The following is a 19,436-nucleotide window of genomic DNA, read 5'->3' on the forward strand; positions in this document are numbered from 1 at the left end:
CCTTTATTCTTTACGAGAACCGCCTGCATTATCACCGCGGTAAGAGATGTAACCATTTTTTTCTAACTCAAGGGCCAAAGATTTATCACCTGTGGCCACCAATTCGCCATCGACTAAAACGTGGACAACATCTGGGGATACATAGTTCAATAAACGTTGATAGTGCGTGATGAGTAAGAATGAACGTTGATCATCGCGAAGTGTGTTGATGCCATCTGAAATCACTTTAAGGGCATCGATGTCTAAGCCTGAATCCGTTTCATCTAATACAATCATGCTCGGTTCAAGCACGAGCATTTGTAGAATTTCGTTACGTTTTTTCTCACCGCCAGAGAAGCCTTCATTGACAAAGCGCTTTAAGAACGCAGGGTCCATTTTGACCTTTTTCATGCGATCTTGTAAAAATTCGTAGAATTCTAAGGCATCCATCTCTTCTTGGCCGCGTGCTTTACGAATGCTGTTCACAGCACTTTTTAAGAAGTACATGTTGTTCACGCCAGGCAATTCAGCGGGGTGTTGGAAGCCTAAAAATAGACCTTTGTGCGCGCGCTCTTCAGGATCTAATTCTAAAATGTTCTCGCCATTTAACCAGATTTCGCCTTCTAAGATGTCATAGCCATCTTTACCTGCGATGATGTTGGATAATGTACTTTTACCTGAACCATTTGGTCCCATGATGGCGTGGATTTCGCCCGTTTTAACAGTTAAGCTCACGCCTTTTAAAATGATGTGATCTTCAACAGCTACTTTTAAATTTTTAATTTCTAACATTGCTTTGTTTCCCAATAACGATTTAACCAACGCTGCCTTCGAGTTTAAGCTCGATGAGTTTTTGCGCTTCAACAGCGAACTCCATCGGCAACTCTTGGAAAATTTCTTTACAGAAGCCATTCACAATCAAGCTGATGGCATCTTCCTGCGACAAACCTCTTTGTTGACAGTAGAACAATTGCTCTTCAGAGATTTTTGAGGTGGACGCTTCATGCTCAACTTTAGATTGTGAGTTACGCACATCAATATAAGGGAATGTGTGCGCGCCACAACGATCACCCATCAACATTGAATCACATTGTGAATAGTTGTGTGAACCGGTTGCGCCTGGATTGATACGCACTTGGCCACGATAGATGTTTTGTGCAGTGCCTGCTGAAATCCCTTTTGAGATGATGGTGGAACGTGTGTTCTTACCAATGTGAATCATCTTCGTGCCGGTGTCTGCTTGTTGGCAATCGCGTGCAACGGCCACAGAATAGAATTCACCGACTGATTCATCACCTTTTAAGATGCAGCTTGGGTATTTCCATGTGATGGAAGAACCGGTTTCTACTTGTGTCCAAGAGATTTTCGATTTTCTGCCTTGGCATAAACCGCGTTTGGTCACAAAGTTATAAATGCCGCCCACGCCATTTTTATCACCTGGATACCAGTTTTGAACCGTTGAATATTTGATGTTGGCTTCTTCAAGGGCAACAAGCTCAACCACCGCCGCATGCAGCTGGTTTTCATCGCGTTGAGGTGCTGTACAGCCTTCTAAATAAGAGACATAGCTTTGATCATCGGCCACAATCAATGTGCGTTCAAATTGTCCGGTATTGGCCGCATTGATGCGAAAATATGTGGACAATTCCATTGGGCAGCGCACGCCTTTGGGAATGTAAACAAATGAGCCATCTGTGAAGACGGCCGCATTTAACGCAGCAAAGAAGTTGTCTTTATAAGAGACCACTGTGCCTAAGTATTTTTTCACAAGCTCAGGATACTCTTGTACCGCTTCGCTAAATGAACAGAAGATGATGCCTTGTTCAAGCAATTTGCCTTTATAGCTTGTGGCCACAGATACGGAGTCAAACACCGCATCAACGGCAACGCCGGCCAAAACCTCTTGTTCTTCTAATGGGATGCCTAAGCGCTCATAAGTGCGCAATAATTCAGGATCAACTTCATCTAAACTTTTGGGTGCTTCTTCTTTTAACTCAGATAAAGATTTTGGCGCAGAATAGTAAGAGATCGCTTGGTAATCAATTGGGTCAATGTTTAGATGCGCCCAATCTGGCATTTCCATCTCAAGCCATGCTGCATACGCTTTTAAGCGATAGTCTAACAACCATTGTGGTTCTTTTTTCATTGCTGAAATTTTACGAATCACATCTTCATCTAAACCTGGTGGCAAGGTTTCCTGAGGGATTTCTGTGACGAATCCGTACGCGTACTCTTCCTCAGTTAATTTGTGAATTTGTTCCATAAATAACTCTCTAAACAGTAACTTTTGTGATGGGAATGACAACTTCTTTTTGACGCTCTCTATGAGGCAGTGCTGCCAAAGATGCCAAGGATATGTTTGAAAACTCACGCAGTAGAATCTGATTGATCAATGCCCAATGAGAGGTGAGTTCACAATGCTGTGATCGCTCACAGACAGAGTGATCACCCACGCAATCATTGATGGACATCGGTCCTTCAATGGCCACTAAAATCTCAAGGAGGGAAATGTCTTCTGGTTTTTTATTCAAAAGATAACCGCCTTGTGAGCCTCGAATGGATGCAAGTAATGATTCTTTTGTGAGAATTTTCAAAATCTTACTGGTGAACGCAGGGCTCAAATGACACTCACTAGAAATCTGTGAGGCACTTTTTGCATCATCATGTTTTGCTAGGTGGGTCATGATGAGCAGAGCATAATCTGTTTCCCGTGTGATTTTTAACATTGAAATTTATAAATTCCCGCTTAAAGATTAAGATGCCAATAATATAGCACTGTTTCCGTTCTATTTGTACTCTAATAATGACAATCGGGATCATTAACAAACGCAATGAAGGTCTGTGTGATGTCAACCGCATTGCTTTGAGCATTATATACAAATTCATTGAGCATAGAAAAAATTGATTGGTACTGGCTAAAAAAGAGGCGCGATAATGGCATGGCAGCAACATTAACGATGAATGAAGAGGAGATCTCTATGAAAAATTGTGACGTGTTACGCAACAAAACCAATCAAAAAGTGATCATTTGGACAACATTGGTCGGTGGTTTCATGAGCTCGTTGGTCAAATGGGGTTCTGAAGTGAATATGCCGCCGCGCATGCCAGGGGAGATTTCACCGCCCGGTGCGCACATTGATGCTTGGTTCAGTTGGATGGGCTTTAATTCCCATTCGTTGGATTATGTCTATCAAGGCGTCCAAGTGCCCGGCGCTGTGACGCTCTATCATTGGCTCTTTAGCTTTGCTTTTGCTTTTGTTTATGTGTTGATTTCAGCATATTGGCCACGCATTCGTCTTTGGTATGGTGCCATGTATGGCTTGGTGATCACCATTGTGATGCATGGCTTTTTCATTCCATTGTTGGGATTTAGAAATCCTGCTTATGCCAATGGCCAAGTGGGTTGGCTGTGGCATTTAAATGGTTATGAGTTGTGGAGTGAAATTTTAGGGCATGTATATTGGTCAGTTTCCATTGAAATCTGTTTGATTGCCGTACTTGCCGTGCTTGCTCGACCCATTAAAGGCATGTGGATAGAGCGTACTTAAACCTTATGATCATGAGCCGCTGTGATGGCGGCTTTTTTATGGATAATTAATATAATTAATTAAATATATCGAGATATAGATATTAATAATAAATTTTAATATAAGAAAATTATTGGAAAAGCTTTTAGTTTTATTATAAATATAATACCCTTGTTAATATACGTTCGAATAATAATAAAACTGTACTTTGTAATTTCATTAATTAATGGGTATTAAGCATGAATAAAATATTTAAGGTTATCTGGAGTGTAAAATTACAGCGTAAAGTTGTGGCGAGTGAATACGCAAAAAGTTCGGGGGGCGTGAGCAGTGTGACAGTCAATGACGCATTGCCAGCACAAGGATTTAAATTAAGTGCCTTATGTAAAATGCTGTTGTTATCAGGGGCGCTGATTTTTTCTAGTAATGTCAGTACAGCAAAGGTTGTATATGATAAAAATCATCAAGTTTCATTTACAACAGATGCTAATAATATTAATAAAGGCGTGGTTATACTAGGTAACAATAATTTAAATAATAACGTGTTGGCCGATCCTTCTAAACTGTTAATACCAGGGGCAACTGCAAAAGATAAATATCAATATGACTATGTCACATTTTTATTTCGTCCAGAGTTTGTTTCCACTTCAGAGAAAGATATCGCCGCACAGTATGCATTTTTAGTGACTCAAGCACATGCTGATGTCAATATGATTTTGTATCATGGTAAATATAATCCGGATGATCCACAGTATGGGGCAATTGTGGGGAATGATGACCATGAATCAACATTATGGGAAGATCTAGGCCTAGAAAGTGGATATGATGACAGCATGAAACGTTATTGTGCTGGTGATGCGGATGTATGCCCAGGCTTAAAAACGACCGTCAATAATGGGGATGTTTATACAGTGGTTATTTCTACGTATAGTCCAGGTACATCGGGCTTAACAGATCATAACACTTTATTTGTTGGTACCTTACAAGATGGTGCAGGTCCTAATGGTGTCATTGGTGAGTTCTCGAGCTATAAGCAGATGGTGGACATCTTAAAAGGCGCCACATGGGACAGCTATGATTTAGATTTTAAGGTCAATCCTAATTTTAGAGGCGGTACGTTGGTGCTTAATAAGCCTGCGAAATTGGGCGAGGCTGCCAATGTATTTAATTATGCACAAAAATTCACTTTGTCACATGATGCCACCAATACATTAGACACCAATGGTAAAAATGGTACGTTCACAGGTGTTTGGAGTGATGTGAGCAACCAAAAAGGTGTTTTAAACATTGTGAATAAAGGGCAAGCGGCTTCTGATGTAACCTTTACAGCACAAAATACATTTTCCGGCGGCGTGACAATTGGCCCGAATGTGAATGTCATTTTGAAAAATGGCGTGATGGTTGGTGATTCATCGAAGCAAACGAATGCTCAATTGGGTACAGGCTACATCGATGTCCAAAAAGATGGCCAATACACCATTGCAAAAGACACCAATACAACATTTAATAATGTCTTAAAAGGCAGTGGCCATGTTGTGATTGATTTAACAGATCCTGCGTTAACATTCTCCGTGGTGAAAACAAGCGGCCATGATTTTACCGGTCAAGTGCAGTTAAAATCCGGCACGATGGATGCCTCAAAAAGCAACTTATCATTGGTGAATAAAGCCGGTGCCGCATTGGTGATGCAAGATAATGGTACCTTGAATCTCAATAAAGGCTCACAAAGCATTGCAGGTAATCTTCAATTGCAAGGCGGCACGATTAATGCTGGCTTAGGCTCACAATTGTCAGTCAATACGTTAAGCGTTAGCAATCAGCCAAAATTAGCAGTGACGCTGGATGCCCAAAGTTTGGGTCAATCCGGTAATTTGGTGGCGCAAAGCAACAGTGCACAGCCCATTGACATCATTAAAGCCACAACCGTTGAAAAAAGCAGCATTGGCCAAGCGCTAGAGGTTGCACTGTATGGTTCAGATGGCAAAGCGGTCACGGGCAATAAAATAACCACGATTTTAGACAATGGTTATGGCACCAAAGATTTAACGGCCAATTATGGCCTTGGTGATGTGAAGGTCAATGATCGCGGCATTAACTTAGCTGTGGGCTTAGAATCCCTCAACAGTGGTTCGAATGCAAAAATCAGTGCCGAAGGTTTAACGGGCGCACAAGCGATGAATGCGTTACTCACGGGTAAAGATTTCTCATTTTTTGGCAATAGTGCGGGTTTAACCATTGCAAAAGCAAACACCTATACTGGTGTAACGAACATTGCAGCAGGCAAAGTGATCAGTGGTGCGCAGCAAAGTTTCGGTAAAACGTCAAAGTTGAACATTGCCGCAGGTGCCACTTTAGATTTAGCCGGTCATCAGCAGACTGTGTCAACGGGCGGAACGATTGATGGGCAATTGGTTGGACAAAAAGGTGTGCTCACACTCACAAGTGGTGCATTGGTGTTTGCCAATCAAGGCAGTGCCAGCGATATCACCATTGGCAGTAAAAATAATAAGGCATCGGTCAATTTCACCGGTGGCGACACCACATTTAAAGGCAATATTGTCGATGCCATTGGCATCACACGCGATGGCACAAAAGGCACCACCACAACATTGGTGGGCGGCATTACAACTTCTGGCACATTGAAGATCAACAAAGGTAATGTGCGCATTGGTGATGGTCAAGCAGGCACGAAATTTTCCAGCAACGTTAACATTAGCAGTGCAGACAGCCAATTGATTCTTGATTTGGGTCAAGGCACAGAGACAACGTTAACCAAGATAATCAGTGGTCAAGGTCAATTGGTCAATCAATCCGGTAATTTAACGGTGACCAGCCCTCAAAATTATTCAGGTGGCACACAGATTAATCACGGTACGATCAGCTTAGAAAATGGCCTGACGTTAGGCACTGGCGGTATTTATGTGGCAAAAGATGCAGGCCTTTCACTTGTAAATACGCAAGGCTTGAATCAAGCATTAACGGGTGCAGGTTTGGTGTCCATTGATTCTACGAATCAAGAATTTAAGTTTGGTGCGGGCATTGGCACGGGCTTTAAAGGCGAGTTTGCCATCAAGCAATCAGAGATTGAGATGAATGATGCGAATCATCAAGTCTTTGCACAATCTTCTGTGACGTTAAACAATGATGCAAATTTAACCGTTGCATCGGATACTTCTGCAAAAACCGTTACCTTAAACGAAGGCTCAAGCTTAAATTTAAGTGGTGATGCGACTACGCTGAAGGCCAATGGCACATTATCGGTGGATGCATTGAATTTAAAGGCGGGTCAAATCAACATTGATTTAGCCAATCAATTTACATCTGGCACACAAATGACCGATGGCCAAGAAATGGATGCTTCGACAGTGTTTGATCAAGGCACCGGTCGCGTGGACAGTATGAATTTAATTACATCCAAGCAAGCGGTGATGCTCGATCAAACCAAAGTGATGCTCGATGGCAAAACTGTGGATGTCGCCAAAGGTGACAAGATTGATGTGACAAAATCATTGAAGCAAAGTGGTGATGTGGTGGCCAAAGTGCATTATGGTGAGGGCATCAGTACTCAGCAAGGTGCTCAGCATGGTCTGTTTGTCACACAAGGTTTACATTCAGTAGAAGCATTGCAAGATAAGACCGTACACATTGCGGTCACGGAAAAATCTAAAGATAAAGTGTTCAATACATTGGTCACCGGTGAAGGTGGTGTGTCATTAGATGCTTCAAAAGGCACCATGAATTTTGGTCATGAAGGCAACAGCTATCAAGGCGGCACAACAGTGACGGCAGGCACAGTGAAGCTCGCTGAAAAAGAGGGCTTTGGTGTGGGTGCCATGACAGTGGCTAAAGATGCTGCGGTGGATTTGAATGGTCAGCAGCAAACCATCACCACATTGAACAACGAAGGCAGCCTAAATTTAAATCAGGGGGCATTGACAATCACGGGCAATACTGACATTGCGGGTGTGACGGGTGCGGGTCAATTGGCCATTCAAGGCGTCAGTACAGTGAAGACGGTGAATGAAGGACTCACGGCAAACATCGCCATTGATCAAACCGGTACGTTAAATCTAGATGTTGACAATGGTTTGGGGCAAGGGCAAATGGCACTTGCCGGTACACTCAATGCGAACAGTGATTTAACGCTTGCTAACCAGCTCAGTGGTGCCGGGCAGTTGAACATCAATAAAGCAGTGACTTTGACCTCTAATAATGCGGCATTCACAGGTAACATCAACATTGATCAAGCGGGTACATTGACGGTGTCGGGTTTGCCACAATTGGGCAATGGTCAGAAGATTGAGATTGCCAAAGAAGGCGATTTGGTGCTCAATAAAATCAGTGATGCTCTCAAGCAGGCGCTCAGTGGCGGCGGTGATGTGGTGATTGCTGATGGCAGTCAGATTACACTCACAGGTAATAACGCAGATTTTAGCGGCGTTTATAAAGTGCAAGGTGTGCATCAAGTGCCAAGCACATTGACGGTCACTGATGCTAAAAAATTGGGCAAAGGCAGCATTTATTTAAATGATGCGGGCATGGTCAATGCGCAATACACAGGTAATTGGCAGACAAATGTGACCGGTACGGGCATTGTGAATGTTGCCGATCATCATCAAATCACCCTCACAGATCCTAGCAAATTAGCAGACACTTTGACGGTGAATGTCAGTGAACATGGGCAATTGAATCTGAATGATGATGCCTTTAATTCCGCATTGACCGGTAACGGCGTTGTGAAAGTGGATGCAGGGAAGAACGATTTCACCTTTGGTGATCAAGTGGGTACAAAATTTGCCGGCACCTTTGACATCAACAATGCAAACTTCACGCTTTACCCAACGAATCATGCCATCGTGCAAAATGCGAACATCATCGCCAATGCAGGTTCTGTGATCAGCGTGGAAAGTCAAGGCGTGACTAAAACGAAAAACTTTACCTTAAATGATAGGGGTGTGCTCCATTTTACCGGTAAGATCAATGATCACTCGACAGAAAGTGGCACACTTGAGGTTAAAAATTTAACCTTAAATAAAGGCGGCTTGGTGAAAGTGGAAGCGGAAGGTTATCAGCCAGGGAAGCCAGATATTCCCTATGATGGCGGTAATTTGAGTGCAGAAGAGCTCTTTAGCCGCAGCATTAAAGATCGCACCTTACAGTTGGTGTTTGCAGATCAAGTGACAAAAGCAGAGGGTTTGGCGATTGAAATCAATGGTGAAAAAGTCCTGTTAGACGATGATCAAAACACGGCGAGCACGCGCGTGAATGTTCAGCAAAACAATGAAGTGGTGGGCGTTGTGGATTACATCAGCAATGCTGCGACACAAAGTGGTGATCAAAAAGGTTTATTCATCACTTCAGGTTTGCATCAAGTGGACATTGCCGCAGGAAAGAGTTTGCAAATGGCATCCACAGCAGGATCAGAGCAAGATAAAGTTGAATTATTGGTTGTGGGCGCAGGTGGCTTGGTGTTAAATGCTGCAAAGGCGAACATGCAGTTTGGTAACATTGGTAATACCTATAAAGGTGATACTAAAGTGACGGCCGGCACGGTCACTTTAATTGCAGACAATGCTTTTGGTGAAGCTGCGCATTTAGATGTTGCTCAAGGTGCGGTGGTGAATCTTGGCGGTAAAACACAAGAGATCAATCAGCTGAACAATAATGGCACGGTTGCCCTCGAAAAAGGGACGTTAAACGTTACAGATAGCAGTACTTTGCAAGGTTTAACCGGTGAAGGTCAATTGCTCGTTTCAGGCGGTGAAGCCACGGTGAATGCTGTCAATCAGGGTTTAGCGGCAAAAGTGGCTGTGAAAAATGCAGGCGCATTGAATTTGAATGTTCAAGATGGCTTAGGTCAAGGTGATTTTGCCATCGATGGCACTTTGAATGTGGGCAACGTTGAAACATTGCGCAATAACCTCAGTGGTCAAGGCAGCGTTAACATTAATGAATCTTTGGCGTTATCCGGCACAAATACCGATTTTACTGGCAAGATGAATGTGCAAGCACAAAAAGCGGTGAGCATTGCCAGCGCGGGGAACTTAGGGAAGTCAGAATTAACCTTAGGTGATCAAAGTGCATTGAACATCAACGGTACAGTGGGTGAATTGAGTGGCACTGTTAAAGGCAATGGCCGTGTGAATATTCAAGGCAATGGCCAGTTGATGATTAAAAATCAAGATCAGTTCAGTGGGACGGTGGGCATGAATGTGGATAAAAATGCCACATTGAACCTTGAAACGACAGGGTTTGACTCAGCGTTAACCGGTGAAGGTTTAGTAAGCATCAATGCGCAACAGGGTGATTTTGCTTTAGGTAAGAATGTGGGCAATGCCTTTGCCGGTACCGTAGCGATTGCCAATGGTCAGGTGGCATTGAACCAAGAGAATGCACAAACCTTATCAAATGCGAATGTTGCATTAGATGCTGAGGGTCAACTGACCGTGGCAGCAGATGCGTCTGCAAAAACCATTGCTGTGAAAAAAGGTTCGTTAGCGTTAAGTGGAGATGCGGCAACTGGTAAAGCTGATGGCTTACTCACCACAGATGCGCTCACCATTGATGGTGGCACAATTGATTTGACGGTCAAAGGCTTTGGCGATGGTACAGGGGCGATTGATGCAGACACCGAATCGCTCTTTAATTTAGCATCAGATGGTAAACAGTTGCAGTTCATTGCCACAAAAGATGCGCTCGACATCAGTCAAGCGGACATTGCATTAAATGGTCGAAACATGGTCAATGGCAGCGAAACGGCGACCAACACAGCCATCAATGCCTCAGGTGAACAAGTTGCGAATGCGGTTTATAGTAATCGCATCAGCACGGCACAGAAAAATCAAAATGGCCTTTTCCTAGATTCACATTTATCGAGCATCGATATTTTAGATCAGAAAAACCTCACCATTCGTGGTGAACAAGGTCAAACGCAAGCTTTTGCCACAACGATGACAGGTCAAGGGGCAGCAACTTTTGATGCAACAAAACAAGCGCTGACCATCAGCGGGCAAAATAGCTACACCGGTGGCACCACTGTAAAAGGCGGTGTTGTGACGGCGCAAAATGGTCAAGCTTTTGGTGATCAAGGTGCGTTAGACATTCAAGCAGGTGCCACTTTGGCACTTGGTGCTGATCTAACCGTGGGTCAAACCACAGCAAATGGTGATGTGTCATTGCAAGATCATGCATTGAGCTTTACAAAAGGCGATTCAACATTAAATGGCAAAGTCAGCGGCAATGGGCAATTGAATGTGATGGCAAACAGCACATTGAATGTGTCAGATCAAGCAGATTTGGGCACTGCAAAATTGCAGATTGCCAAAGATGGTCGCACGAACATTGATAAAACGGCCGATTATACCTTTAACCAAGCACTCTCTGGTGAGGGTGAATTAAAACTCAGTGCTGACGGTAATCAATTGTCGATCGGTGATCAAGTGGGCAATGATTTTAAAGGCACACTATTGGTTGAATCTGGCAAATTATCTGTGGATGGCACAAAACTACAAGGCAGCAGCTTAAGTGTAGAGAAAGGTTCTGAAGTGACCATTCTTAAAGACACCACGCATAAAAATGTGACGGTCAATGGTGGTGACTTGATTTTTGAAGAAGGCAATTCACCTGAACGCGCTGATGGCATCATCACTGCGGAGAACCTTAACTTGAACAACGGCACGGTTTCCATTGAAGTGAAAAAGGATTGGACAACCACAACGCCCACAGATGGTATCACGCTAGATGAGTTGTTAAAGCCGACGCATGTGTATCAATTAGGCCAAGCGTCGGGCAATATCAGCATCAGTCAAAAAGATATGATACTTGATTTGATCATTGATGGTCAGCACATCGATGACATGACAAAACCTGTGCAACATACGGTGACATTAAAGGATGGCCGTAAGGTATTGGTGGATCAAAACTATTTCCTAGGTCATGATCAATTGATCACACAAAATGGCCAAGGGGGTAAAGGTTTATACGCCAAATACGGTAATCAAAAATTGACGTTTGTTGAAGGTTTAGATAATGACAAAGATCACAACATTGATACGGGCGGCAGCACAGTGTCAGGTGGTAATGGCGGTGTTGACAATAAAGGCACCATTAATACTGGCGGCGGCAACACTGAAACCAATCAAGGTGACATTAACAATAAGCCAGACGGCACCATTAACACAGGTGGCGGTGATGTGACCAATAACGGTGATGGCAATACCAACAATGGTGGCACCATCAATACCGGCGGTGGTGATGTGACCAATAAAGGCAAGGGCGACATTAATAATAATCCCGATGGCACCATCATCACAGATGGCGGTAATGTCGGCACCAATGATGGCAACATCAACAATAAAGGTGAGATCGACACATCGAAGCCAAACGATAAGGGCGGCGATGTGACGGCAGGTAAAGACATCAATAACACGAAGCCTGGTACAAACAATCCAAATGATGGCACCATCACCACAGGCGGCGGAAAAGTTGAAGCCGGCGGTGACTTGAACAACAAAGGTGACATTGATACATCCTCACCGAAAGATGATCAAGGCCACACCATTGTGGATAACAATGGCAAGCCAATTCCAGGTGGTAATGTGGATGTGGGCGGTGTTTTGGTCAATGGTGATAAAGATGGTCAGCCAAATACGGGCACCATTCACACCGGTGGCGGTGATGTGACGGTTACAGGTAACAAGAATGGTACAGATTTGAAACCTGGTGACAATGCCTTAACGAACAACAAAGGCAGTGACATCAACACAGGTGGCATGACGGATCCACAAGGCAAACCATTGCCTGGCGGTGATGTTGTGGTGAAAAATGGTGACATTGATAACCACGGCACCATCACAACAGAAGGCGGTAAAGTTGGCACCGACAATGGCAACATCAAAAACCATGACACAGGTACCATTACAACAGGTGGCGGTGATGTGACTGTGGGCGGTAAAGACACAACCCTCACCAATGATGGCAGCATTCATACCGGTGGCGGGAATGCCACAACCAATGACGGTGACATCAATAACAACCCAGGTGGTACCATCATTACAGATGGCGGAAAAGTTGAAGCCGGCGGTGATCACAACATCAATAACAAAGGTGAAATCGATACCTCTAAACCGAATGAAAAAGGTGGTGATGTCATCGCAGGAAAAGACATCAATAACACTGATCCAGGCACAGGGAATTCGAAAGATGGCACCATCACCACAGGCGGTGGTCAAGTGGTTGCAGGCGGTGACTTGAACAACAAAGGTGACATTGATACATCCTCACCGAAAGATGATCAAGGCCACACCATTGTGGATAACAATGGCAAGCCAATTCCAGGTGGTAATGTGGATGTGGGCGGTGTTTTGGTCAATGGTGATAAAGATGGTCAGCCAAATACGGGCACCATTCACACCGGTGGCGGTGATGTGACGGTTACAGGTAACAAGAATGGTACAGATTTGAAACCTGGTGACAATGCCTTAACGAACAACAAAGGTAGTGACATCAATACAGGTGGCATGACAGATCCACAAGGCAAACCATTGCCTGGCGGTGATGTTGTGGTGAAAAATGGTGACATTGATAACCACGGCACCATCACAACAGAAGGCGGTAAAGTTGGCACCGACAATGGCAACATTAAAAACCACGAAACAGGCACCATCACCACAGGTGGCGGTGAAGTGGTATCGAGCGGTAATGTAGAGAACACAGGTCAAGTGGACACTGCAGCACCGAAAGATGATCAAGGCCACACCATTGTGGATAACAACGGTCAACCTGTAAAAGGCGGTGACGTTAATGTGGGCGGCATCTTAATCAATGGTGATAAAGATGGCAAACCAACTGGCACCATTCACACCGGTGGCGGTAATGTGACTGTAACAGGAACAAATCCAGATGGTACACCTGTGCAGCCTGGTGACAATGCCTTAACGAACAACAAAGGCAGTGACATCAATACAGGTGGCATGACAGATCCACAAGGCAAACCATTGCCTGGCGGTGATGTTGTGGTGAATAATGGCGACCTTGATAACCACGGCACCATCACAACGGAAGGCGGCAACCTCTCTGTCGATAATGGCAGCATCAAAAACCATGACACAGGTACCATCACTACAGGGGGCGGTAACATTGCTGTAAATAAAGATGTGAACAATGATGGCCTGATTGATTTGGGCGGCGGTGAAATGAACGTTGAAGGCAACTTCAATAACAATGCACCGAAAGGCACCCTCATCATTGGTCAAAAAGAGGATGGTTCAGCAGGTAAAGTTGAGGTGGATAAAAACTTCAATAATACCGGTAAAGTGGACTTTGGCGGTGGTGAGTTGGTGATTAAAGACACCGGTTCAACCTCTTCAGACGGCGGCTTAACCGGTGATGGTACATTGACGATTGATCCAAATGCCGGCTTTACCGTAAAAGGTAAAAATGATGATTTAGGCAAAGGCACGAACGTCAACATTGCGGATCAAGGTAAAGTGACCATTGAGCAAGGCGGTAGCTTAGGTGGTGCGACGATTGATAACAGCGGCGAATTAACGTTGCAAGGTGATAAAGTTGATGACAATGCTGTGAAAAATAGCATTAAAGGCAACGGCCACATCACCATTGAAGCGGCACCAAACACCACACAAGGTAAAGTGGAATTGGCCGGTGGCAATCAAGACTTTGGTGGTGAAATTACTGTAACCAAACATGGCGATCTCATCATTCGTAATGATATGAATCGTTTAGGTGGTAAAGATACGGTGGTGGATTTATCAGGTGACCCATCTAATCTGACCATCATTGATGTACCAAAAGGTGACAATGCCAGCCATGAGATGAATCAAACCATCAAAGGCACGGGCAACATGAACTTTGACAACAGCAAAGTGAACATCACCTCAGAAAACAAAGACTTTAAAGGTCAAGTGAACTTAAATAACGGCAGTGAAGTGAGCATTACAGACAATGCACGCTTAGGATCGCCCACAGAAGTGATGATTGATGGCGCCAGTGGTTTGGTGTTAGATGGCTTTAAGGATGATCAATTGACTGCAAAAGTGGGTGGCAGTGGTGATCTGATCTTCACAAACGGCACCAAGCTTGACAGTGATAAAGTGACCATCGGTGAAGACATTGGCTTTAACTTACGCGATAAAGATACCGTCTTAAATAATCAAGATGGTGACTTTAACCATCGCTTGAAAGGTGAAGGTTCATTCAATGTGATGGGTAATGGTGGTGATTTCACGTTTGGTGAGCACGTGGGCAATGAATTTGCAGGGACTGTGAATTTAGAGAACACAAATTTCACCATCACAGATGGCAGCGCCGATGCTTTAAGTCATGCCACTTTGAACATCAACAAAGATGCCACAATGAACTTTGGGGATCATCAAGGCGATGTGCATTTAGATCAATTGCATCTACAAGGTGGTTCAGTGGTGTTCAACAATGGTGTACACCAAGATTGGGCTGTGATTGAATCAAACAACGTTGTGCATGTGGACGCGTTAGATTTAAGTCAGCAAAAAGGTGGCATCACGGTTGAGAAGTTCTTGCATGAGTTAGATCCATCGGTCAAAGGCAACAGCCTCATCGAGTTGAATGTTGGCGAGCCTGCATTCCAATTATTGGCCACAAAAAATGGTGTGAAAGGTACATTGACGGGTGATTTAGCATTGACGCTCAAAGATGATCAAGGCCAAGCAATCAGCACGCCAAACATCTTGAATTTAACCAACAAAGGCACTGTGGCTGCAGGCAATGAAAAAGTGGTGGCAGAAGGTTCATTTGATTATGGCTTGAGCACAGGTGCTCATGAAGATGGCTTATATGTCAGCTATCAAATGAAAGACCTCACCATTTTAGATGGCAATACAGTGGCGATTGAAGGCGTTCAAGGTCGCAACAATACATTGACGGCCAATATTGGTGAGCGTGGCGGCAAAGGTGGCATTGAAGTTTATAATGACAATGCCAACAATGCAGTGACATTGTCCGGCCAGAACACTTTCAGTGGCGATGCTTTTGTCCGCTCAGGTGGCTTAAAAGTGGTGGGTGATCAAGCATTGGGGCAAGCCAATCGCCTAGTATTGGATCAAGGTTCATTCTTTGATCTCAATGGCACCACACAAAAAGTGACCTCAGTTGAGATTGCTGATAATGCACGTTTCTTCGGTACCGGTACCATGCATGGTGACTTTATGAACCAAGGCTTGGTGCAAGTGGGTAATCCATGGGCAAACAATGGCAAAATGCGTATGAAAGCAGCATCGCCATCACCTGTGACGTTAGAGATCCAAGGCAACTTCACGAATGCGAACACGATTGATCTCCGTGGTCAAGCAGTGGGCAATGCTTTGGTCATTCATGGTAACTATGTGGGTCAAAATGGCTTAGTGAACATGAATGTGGCACGCAATGGTCAAACAGTGGATGCGGATCAATTGGTGATCACAGGTCATGCGAGCGGTCAAACGAAAGTGACGGTGTATGACGTTTCAGGTTTGCTCGGTAAAGTGGACGATGCCGGCGTGAAACTCATCAGCACAGGTGGCTCGGATGCCAATGCCTTTACTTTAGGCAATTTGGTGACCAAAGGTGCTTATCAGTATCAATTGACGCAAGCGGATAAAGATTGGTTCTTAAAATCTTTAACCACGCGCCCAGATACAGGTAACAACTTGTCCAACACAGGATCAACAACACAATCGCAAGTGCCTGGTTTAGGTGGCCCTGGCTTTGGTGGCGGATTGATCAACGGTGCAGGTGGTTTGCGCTCATTGTCACGCTTACAAGCAGGTGGTTCATCGAGTGAAGATGCTGTGTTCTTAGACAGTAGTTTATGGAACACAACCGCAGGCGGTAAACACAAAGGCCGCACATCCGGTGGCACTGTGCATTATGATTATGATTACTACAACACAACCTTCGGTGGTGATCAGCTCATGCGTGCGGGCAATAGTTTAGTGCAGCTCGGTGTGTTCATCGGTACGATGGAAGCGAAGTCTGATTCTCATAGCATCATTTCAGGCAGCCATGGTAAAGGTAAAGTGACCGGTCAAACCTACGGTATTTACGGTTCATGGTATGCAGATGGTAATAATCCATTGACACCTTATGTGGATGGCATTCTCTCTTATGGTAGCTATCAGAATAAGATCACTACAGAAGGCAATCCGCAGAACTCGTATCGTTCACATGTGTGGAGCTTTACATTGCAAGGTGGTTACCCAATTGATTTAGGCAACAACCTTGTGATCGAGCCACAGGCACAAATCACGTACTTAGATTTCAGCGCGAAGGATTATGTGGATGTTGGTGGCACGCGCGTCTCACAATCCTTGAAAGGGGATGTGGTCGGCCGAGTGGGCGCATTCATCTATCCAAAAGATGGTGACATCAGACCGTATGCGGGTATGAACCTTTGGTATGACGACACTCGAGCAGTTGTGTATCACAATAATGATCGCAATGAAGGCTATAAAGGTGGCTTGATGTATGAAGCAAAAGCGGGTGTGGGTGCACGTTTAGATAAAAACTTCTCCCTCTCTGTGGATGCGAATTATCGTCAAGGTAAGCACAAAGCAAAAGATTATGGTGCAAGCCTCACCTTGAAATACACTTTCTAATCGGTGAACAAAAAGCCCCTCAAATGAGGGGCTTTTTTTAATGGCTGTGATTTGGGCATTTAGCAATGCCGAGTAGTTTCTATTCTCTTATGCGTTTTTATGGCGAATCAAATAGCACTGTCTGATTTTTGGATCACGGGCAAAATCCATGGGTAAGGTTTCACGTGAAACATCTTGAATGTCATACGCTTCAAACAGCTCAGGTTCCATTTTAAAGTTACGCAAATTCGTTGAGAAGATGAGCAAACCCTCTTTAGTCAGCAATGTCATCGCGTCATTGATGAGGCGAATGTGATCGCGCTGAATGTCTAATACATCGCTCATGCGCTTTGAGTTAGAGAACGAAGGCGGATCCATAAAGATCAAATCATAACGTGCATCACGCTTTTTCATCAAAGGTAAGGCTTCGATGTGGGCAGCTGTTTGCGTGAGCCACTCTAAGACATCTTTTTGAATGAACTGATACGCTTTGCCATTAAAACCATTGAGGGCAAAGTTATTTTCCGCCCATTTTAAATAGGTTTTAGACATATCCACTGTGGTCACTGCTTTTGCACCGCCCGCCGCTGCAAAAATGCTGGCACTGCCGGTATAAGCAAACAGATTCAGGAAATTGGTGTTTTTGGCTTTCTCTTGGATCATTTTGCGCACATTGCGGTGATCTAAGAATAAACCGGTGTCTAAATAATTGACCAAATTGACCCAGAATTTAGAGCCATTTTCTTCCACAGCAAAGAAATCACCTTGGGCATTCTCTTTTTCATACTGCTCTGTGCCTTTTTTGCGTTCACGCAGTTTAAAGTGAATATTTTCAGGTTTTAAATCACTAAAAACGATCGGCACAATCGCTTTGATCTTCTCTAAGCGTTTGGCCGCTTTTTCAGGATCAATGCTTTTTGGGGCTTTGTATTCATAAATCACAAGGGATTGATCATAGCGATCGATCGCGACATTGAATTCAGGTAAGTCAGAATCATATGTGCGATAACACATGACATGATTTTGCTTGGCCCATTTTTCCCATTTTTTACGGTTTTTGGTGAGGCGATTGAAAAAGTCGATGCCGCCTTCGCTCATGATCTCTTCATGATCACGTTTTTCTTGGCGTGCTTCTGCCGCTTTGCGATCCACGAAATATTGTGGCTCAATGGCAAATTGTAAATACACGCACTCTAAAGCGCCGTTGTAGAATTTATTGACTTTACGAGCACGCAATCCCATCTGTTTACCGAGTTCCACATCTGAGGTAATGATGCCAGCTTCATAGCCTTCATACGCACGCAGCCAATCGCCCAGGGCAACATAAGTGGGTTTGAGTTCCTCTTTTTCGCCTAAACGCTCACCGTATGGCGGATTGGTGACGATCAAACCTTTGTCAGACATGTCCGCAGGTTTTTTAAAGTGTTCAAACATTTGATGGGCAAAAGACATGTTTTTCAAAACGCCTGCGCGATCGGCATTTGCTTTGGTGATGCCAATCATGCGCGCATTGCGCTCAACGCCGTAGAGTTTACCTTGATAAGTGTTTGCGCCCACTTCTGCACGGTGTTTGGCAATCTTCACGCATTCGCCCCAAGTGTGTTCATTGTGGCCGCGCCAGTTTTCAAAGCCAAAGCTACGACGGAAAAGTCCTGGTGCAATGTCACGCGCCATTAAAGCCGCTTCAATCAAAATCGTGCCCGCACCGCACAATGGATCAATGAAATCTTGATGTTCTTTGGCTTTTTCTGGCCACTTTGAGCGATACAACAGGGCAGCGGCTAAATTTTCTTTGATCGGCGCAACGCCTTGCTCAGTACGAAAGCCGCGCTTATGTAAAGGTTCGCCACTTAAATCTAAATAGAGAGTATAAGCAGTATCTTGAATGTGCACATAAAAGCGCAAGTCAGGATCCGTTTTTTCCACCGATGGGCGGCCGCCTGTGGTCATGTCAAAATAATCCACAATTGCATCTTTCACGCGCTGCGCGGCATATTGTGTGTGGATGTGCTGCGCACGTTTTGTGGTCACTTGAATCACAAATGTGCTTTGATCCGACATGTGGGTGGACCACGGAAAACCTGAGAGCTGACGATGCAGATCGTCTAAATCTTTCATCGAGCCTGCTTTGAGCTGCAATAACACACGAGAGCCGCAGCGCGTCCAGAGCAGTGCTTGATAAGCCTCTTTGAGTCCACCTTCAAAGCGCACGCCAGTTGCATCGCTTGTCGATTCGATGCCTAAAGCTGCGAGTTCATCGATAACATAGGGCGCTAAACCTTGTGCGCAAGTAATAAAAAAAGAGGACATGTATCAATCACCA

Annotated in this window: 6 protein-coding genes; 2 read left to right on the forward strand and 4 right to left on the reverse strand. The window is 44.4% G+C overall.

Annotation, left to right across the window (positions count from 1 at the left end):
- Positions 1–3: 3 nt before the first annotated feature.
- From sufC to B9T20_RS07940, 3 genes are read right to left on the reverse strand one after another with little or no spacing between them, the layout of a single operon-like run.
- Positions 4–771 carry a Fe-S cluster assembly ATPase SufC gene (gene sufC / locus B9T20_RS07930; protein WP_094490553.1) on the reverse strand — a complete coding sequence of 256 codons (768 nt, stop codon included), beginning with the start codon at positions 769–771 and terminating at the stop codon, positions 4–6.
- A 22-nt stretch (positions 772–793) separates the two neighbouring features.
- On the reverse strand, positions 794–2,242 hold the full coding sequence (sufB, locus tag B9T20_RS07935; protein ID WP_094490554.1) for a Fe-S cluster assembly protein SufB: 1,449 nt from the start codon (positions 2,240–2,242) through the stop codon (positions 794–796).
- 10 nt (positions 2,243–2,252) lie between these two features.
- The gene (locus B9T20_RS07940) at positions 2,253–2,705 is read right to left on the reverse strand and encodes an SUF system Fe-S cluster assembly regulator (protein ID WP_094490555.1); all 453 of its coding nucleotides are present in this window, start codon (positions 2,703–2,705) and stop codon (positions 2,253–2,255) included.
- A 252-nt stretch (positions 2,706–2,957) separates the two neighbouring features.
- Between B9T20_RS07940 and B9T20_RS07945 the strand changes: the two genes are divergently transcribed.
- Positions 2,958–3,527 (forward strand): DUF1440 domain-containing protein, encoded by a 570-nt coding sequence (locus B9T20_RS07945; protein ID WP_094490571.1) that lies wholly within the window; start codon positions 2,958–2,960, stop codon positions 3,525–3,527.
- Between the two features lie 218 nt (positions 3,528–3,745).
- Positions 3,746–17,134, forward strand: a complete 13,389-nt coding sequence (locus B9T20_RS07950; protein ID WP_148138452.1) for an ESPR-type extended signal peptide-containing protein — start codon at positions 3,746–3,748, stop codon at positions 17,132–17,134.
- A gap of 87 nt (positions 17,135–17,221) precedes the next feature.
- On the opposite strand, the gene rlmKL is transcribed toward B9T20_RS07950, so the two are convergent.
- The gene (rlmKL, locus tag B9T20_RS07955) at positions 17,222–19,423 is read right to left on the reverse strand and encodes a bifunctional 23S rRNA (guanine(2069)-N(7))-methyltransferase RlmK/23S rRNA (guanine(2445)-N(2))-methyltransferase RlmL (RefSeq protein WP_094490556.1); all 2,202 of its coding nucleotides are present in this window, start codon (positions 19,421–19,423) and stop codon (positions 17,222–17,224) included.
- Positions 19,424–19,436 lie beyond the last annotated feature (13 nt).

The organism is Wohlfahrtiimonas sp. G9077 (assembly GCF_002252155.1).
In the GTDB taxonomy this organism is placed as follows: domain Bacteria; phylum Pseudomonadota; class Gammaproteobacteria; order Cardiobacteriales; family Wohlfahrtiimonadaceae; genus Wohlfahrtiimonas.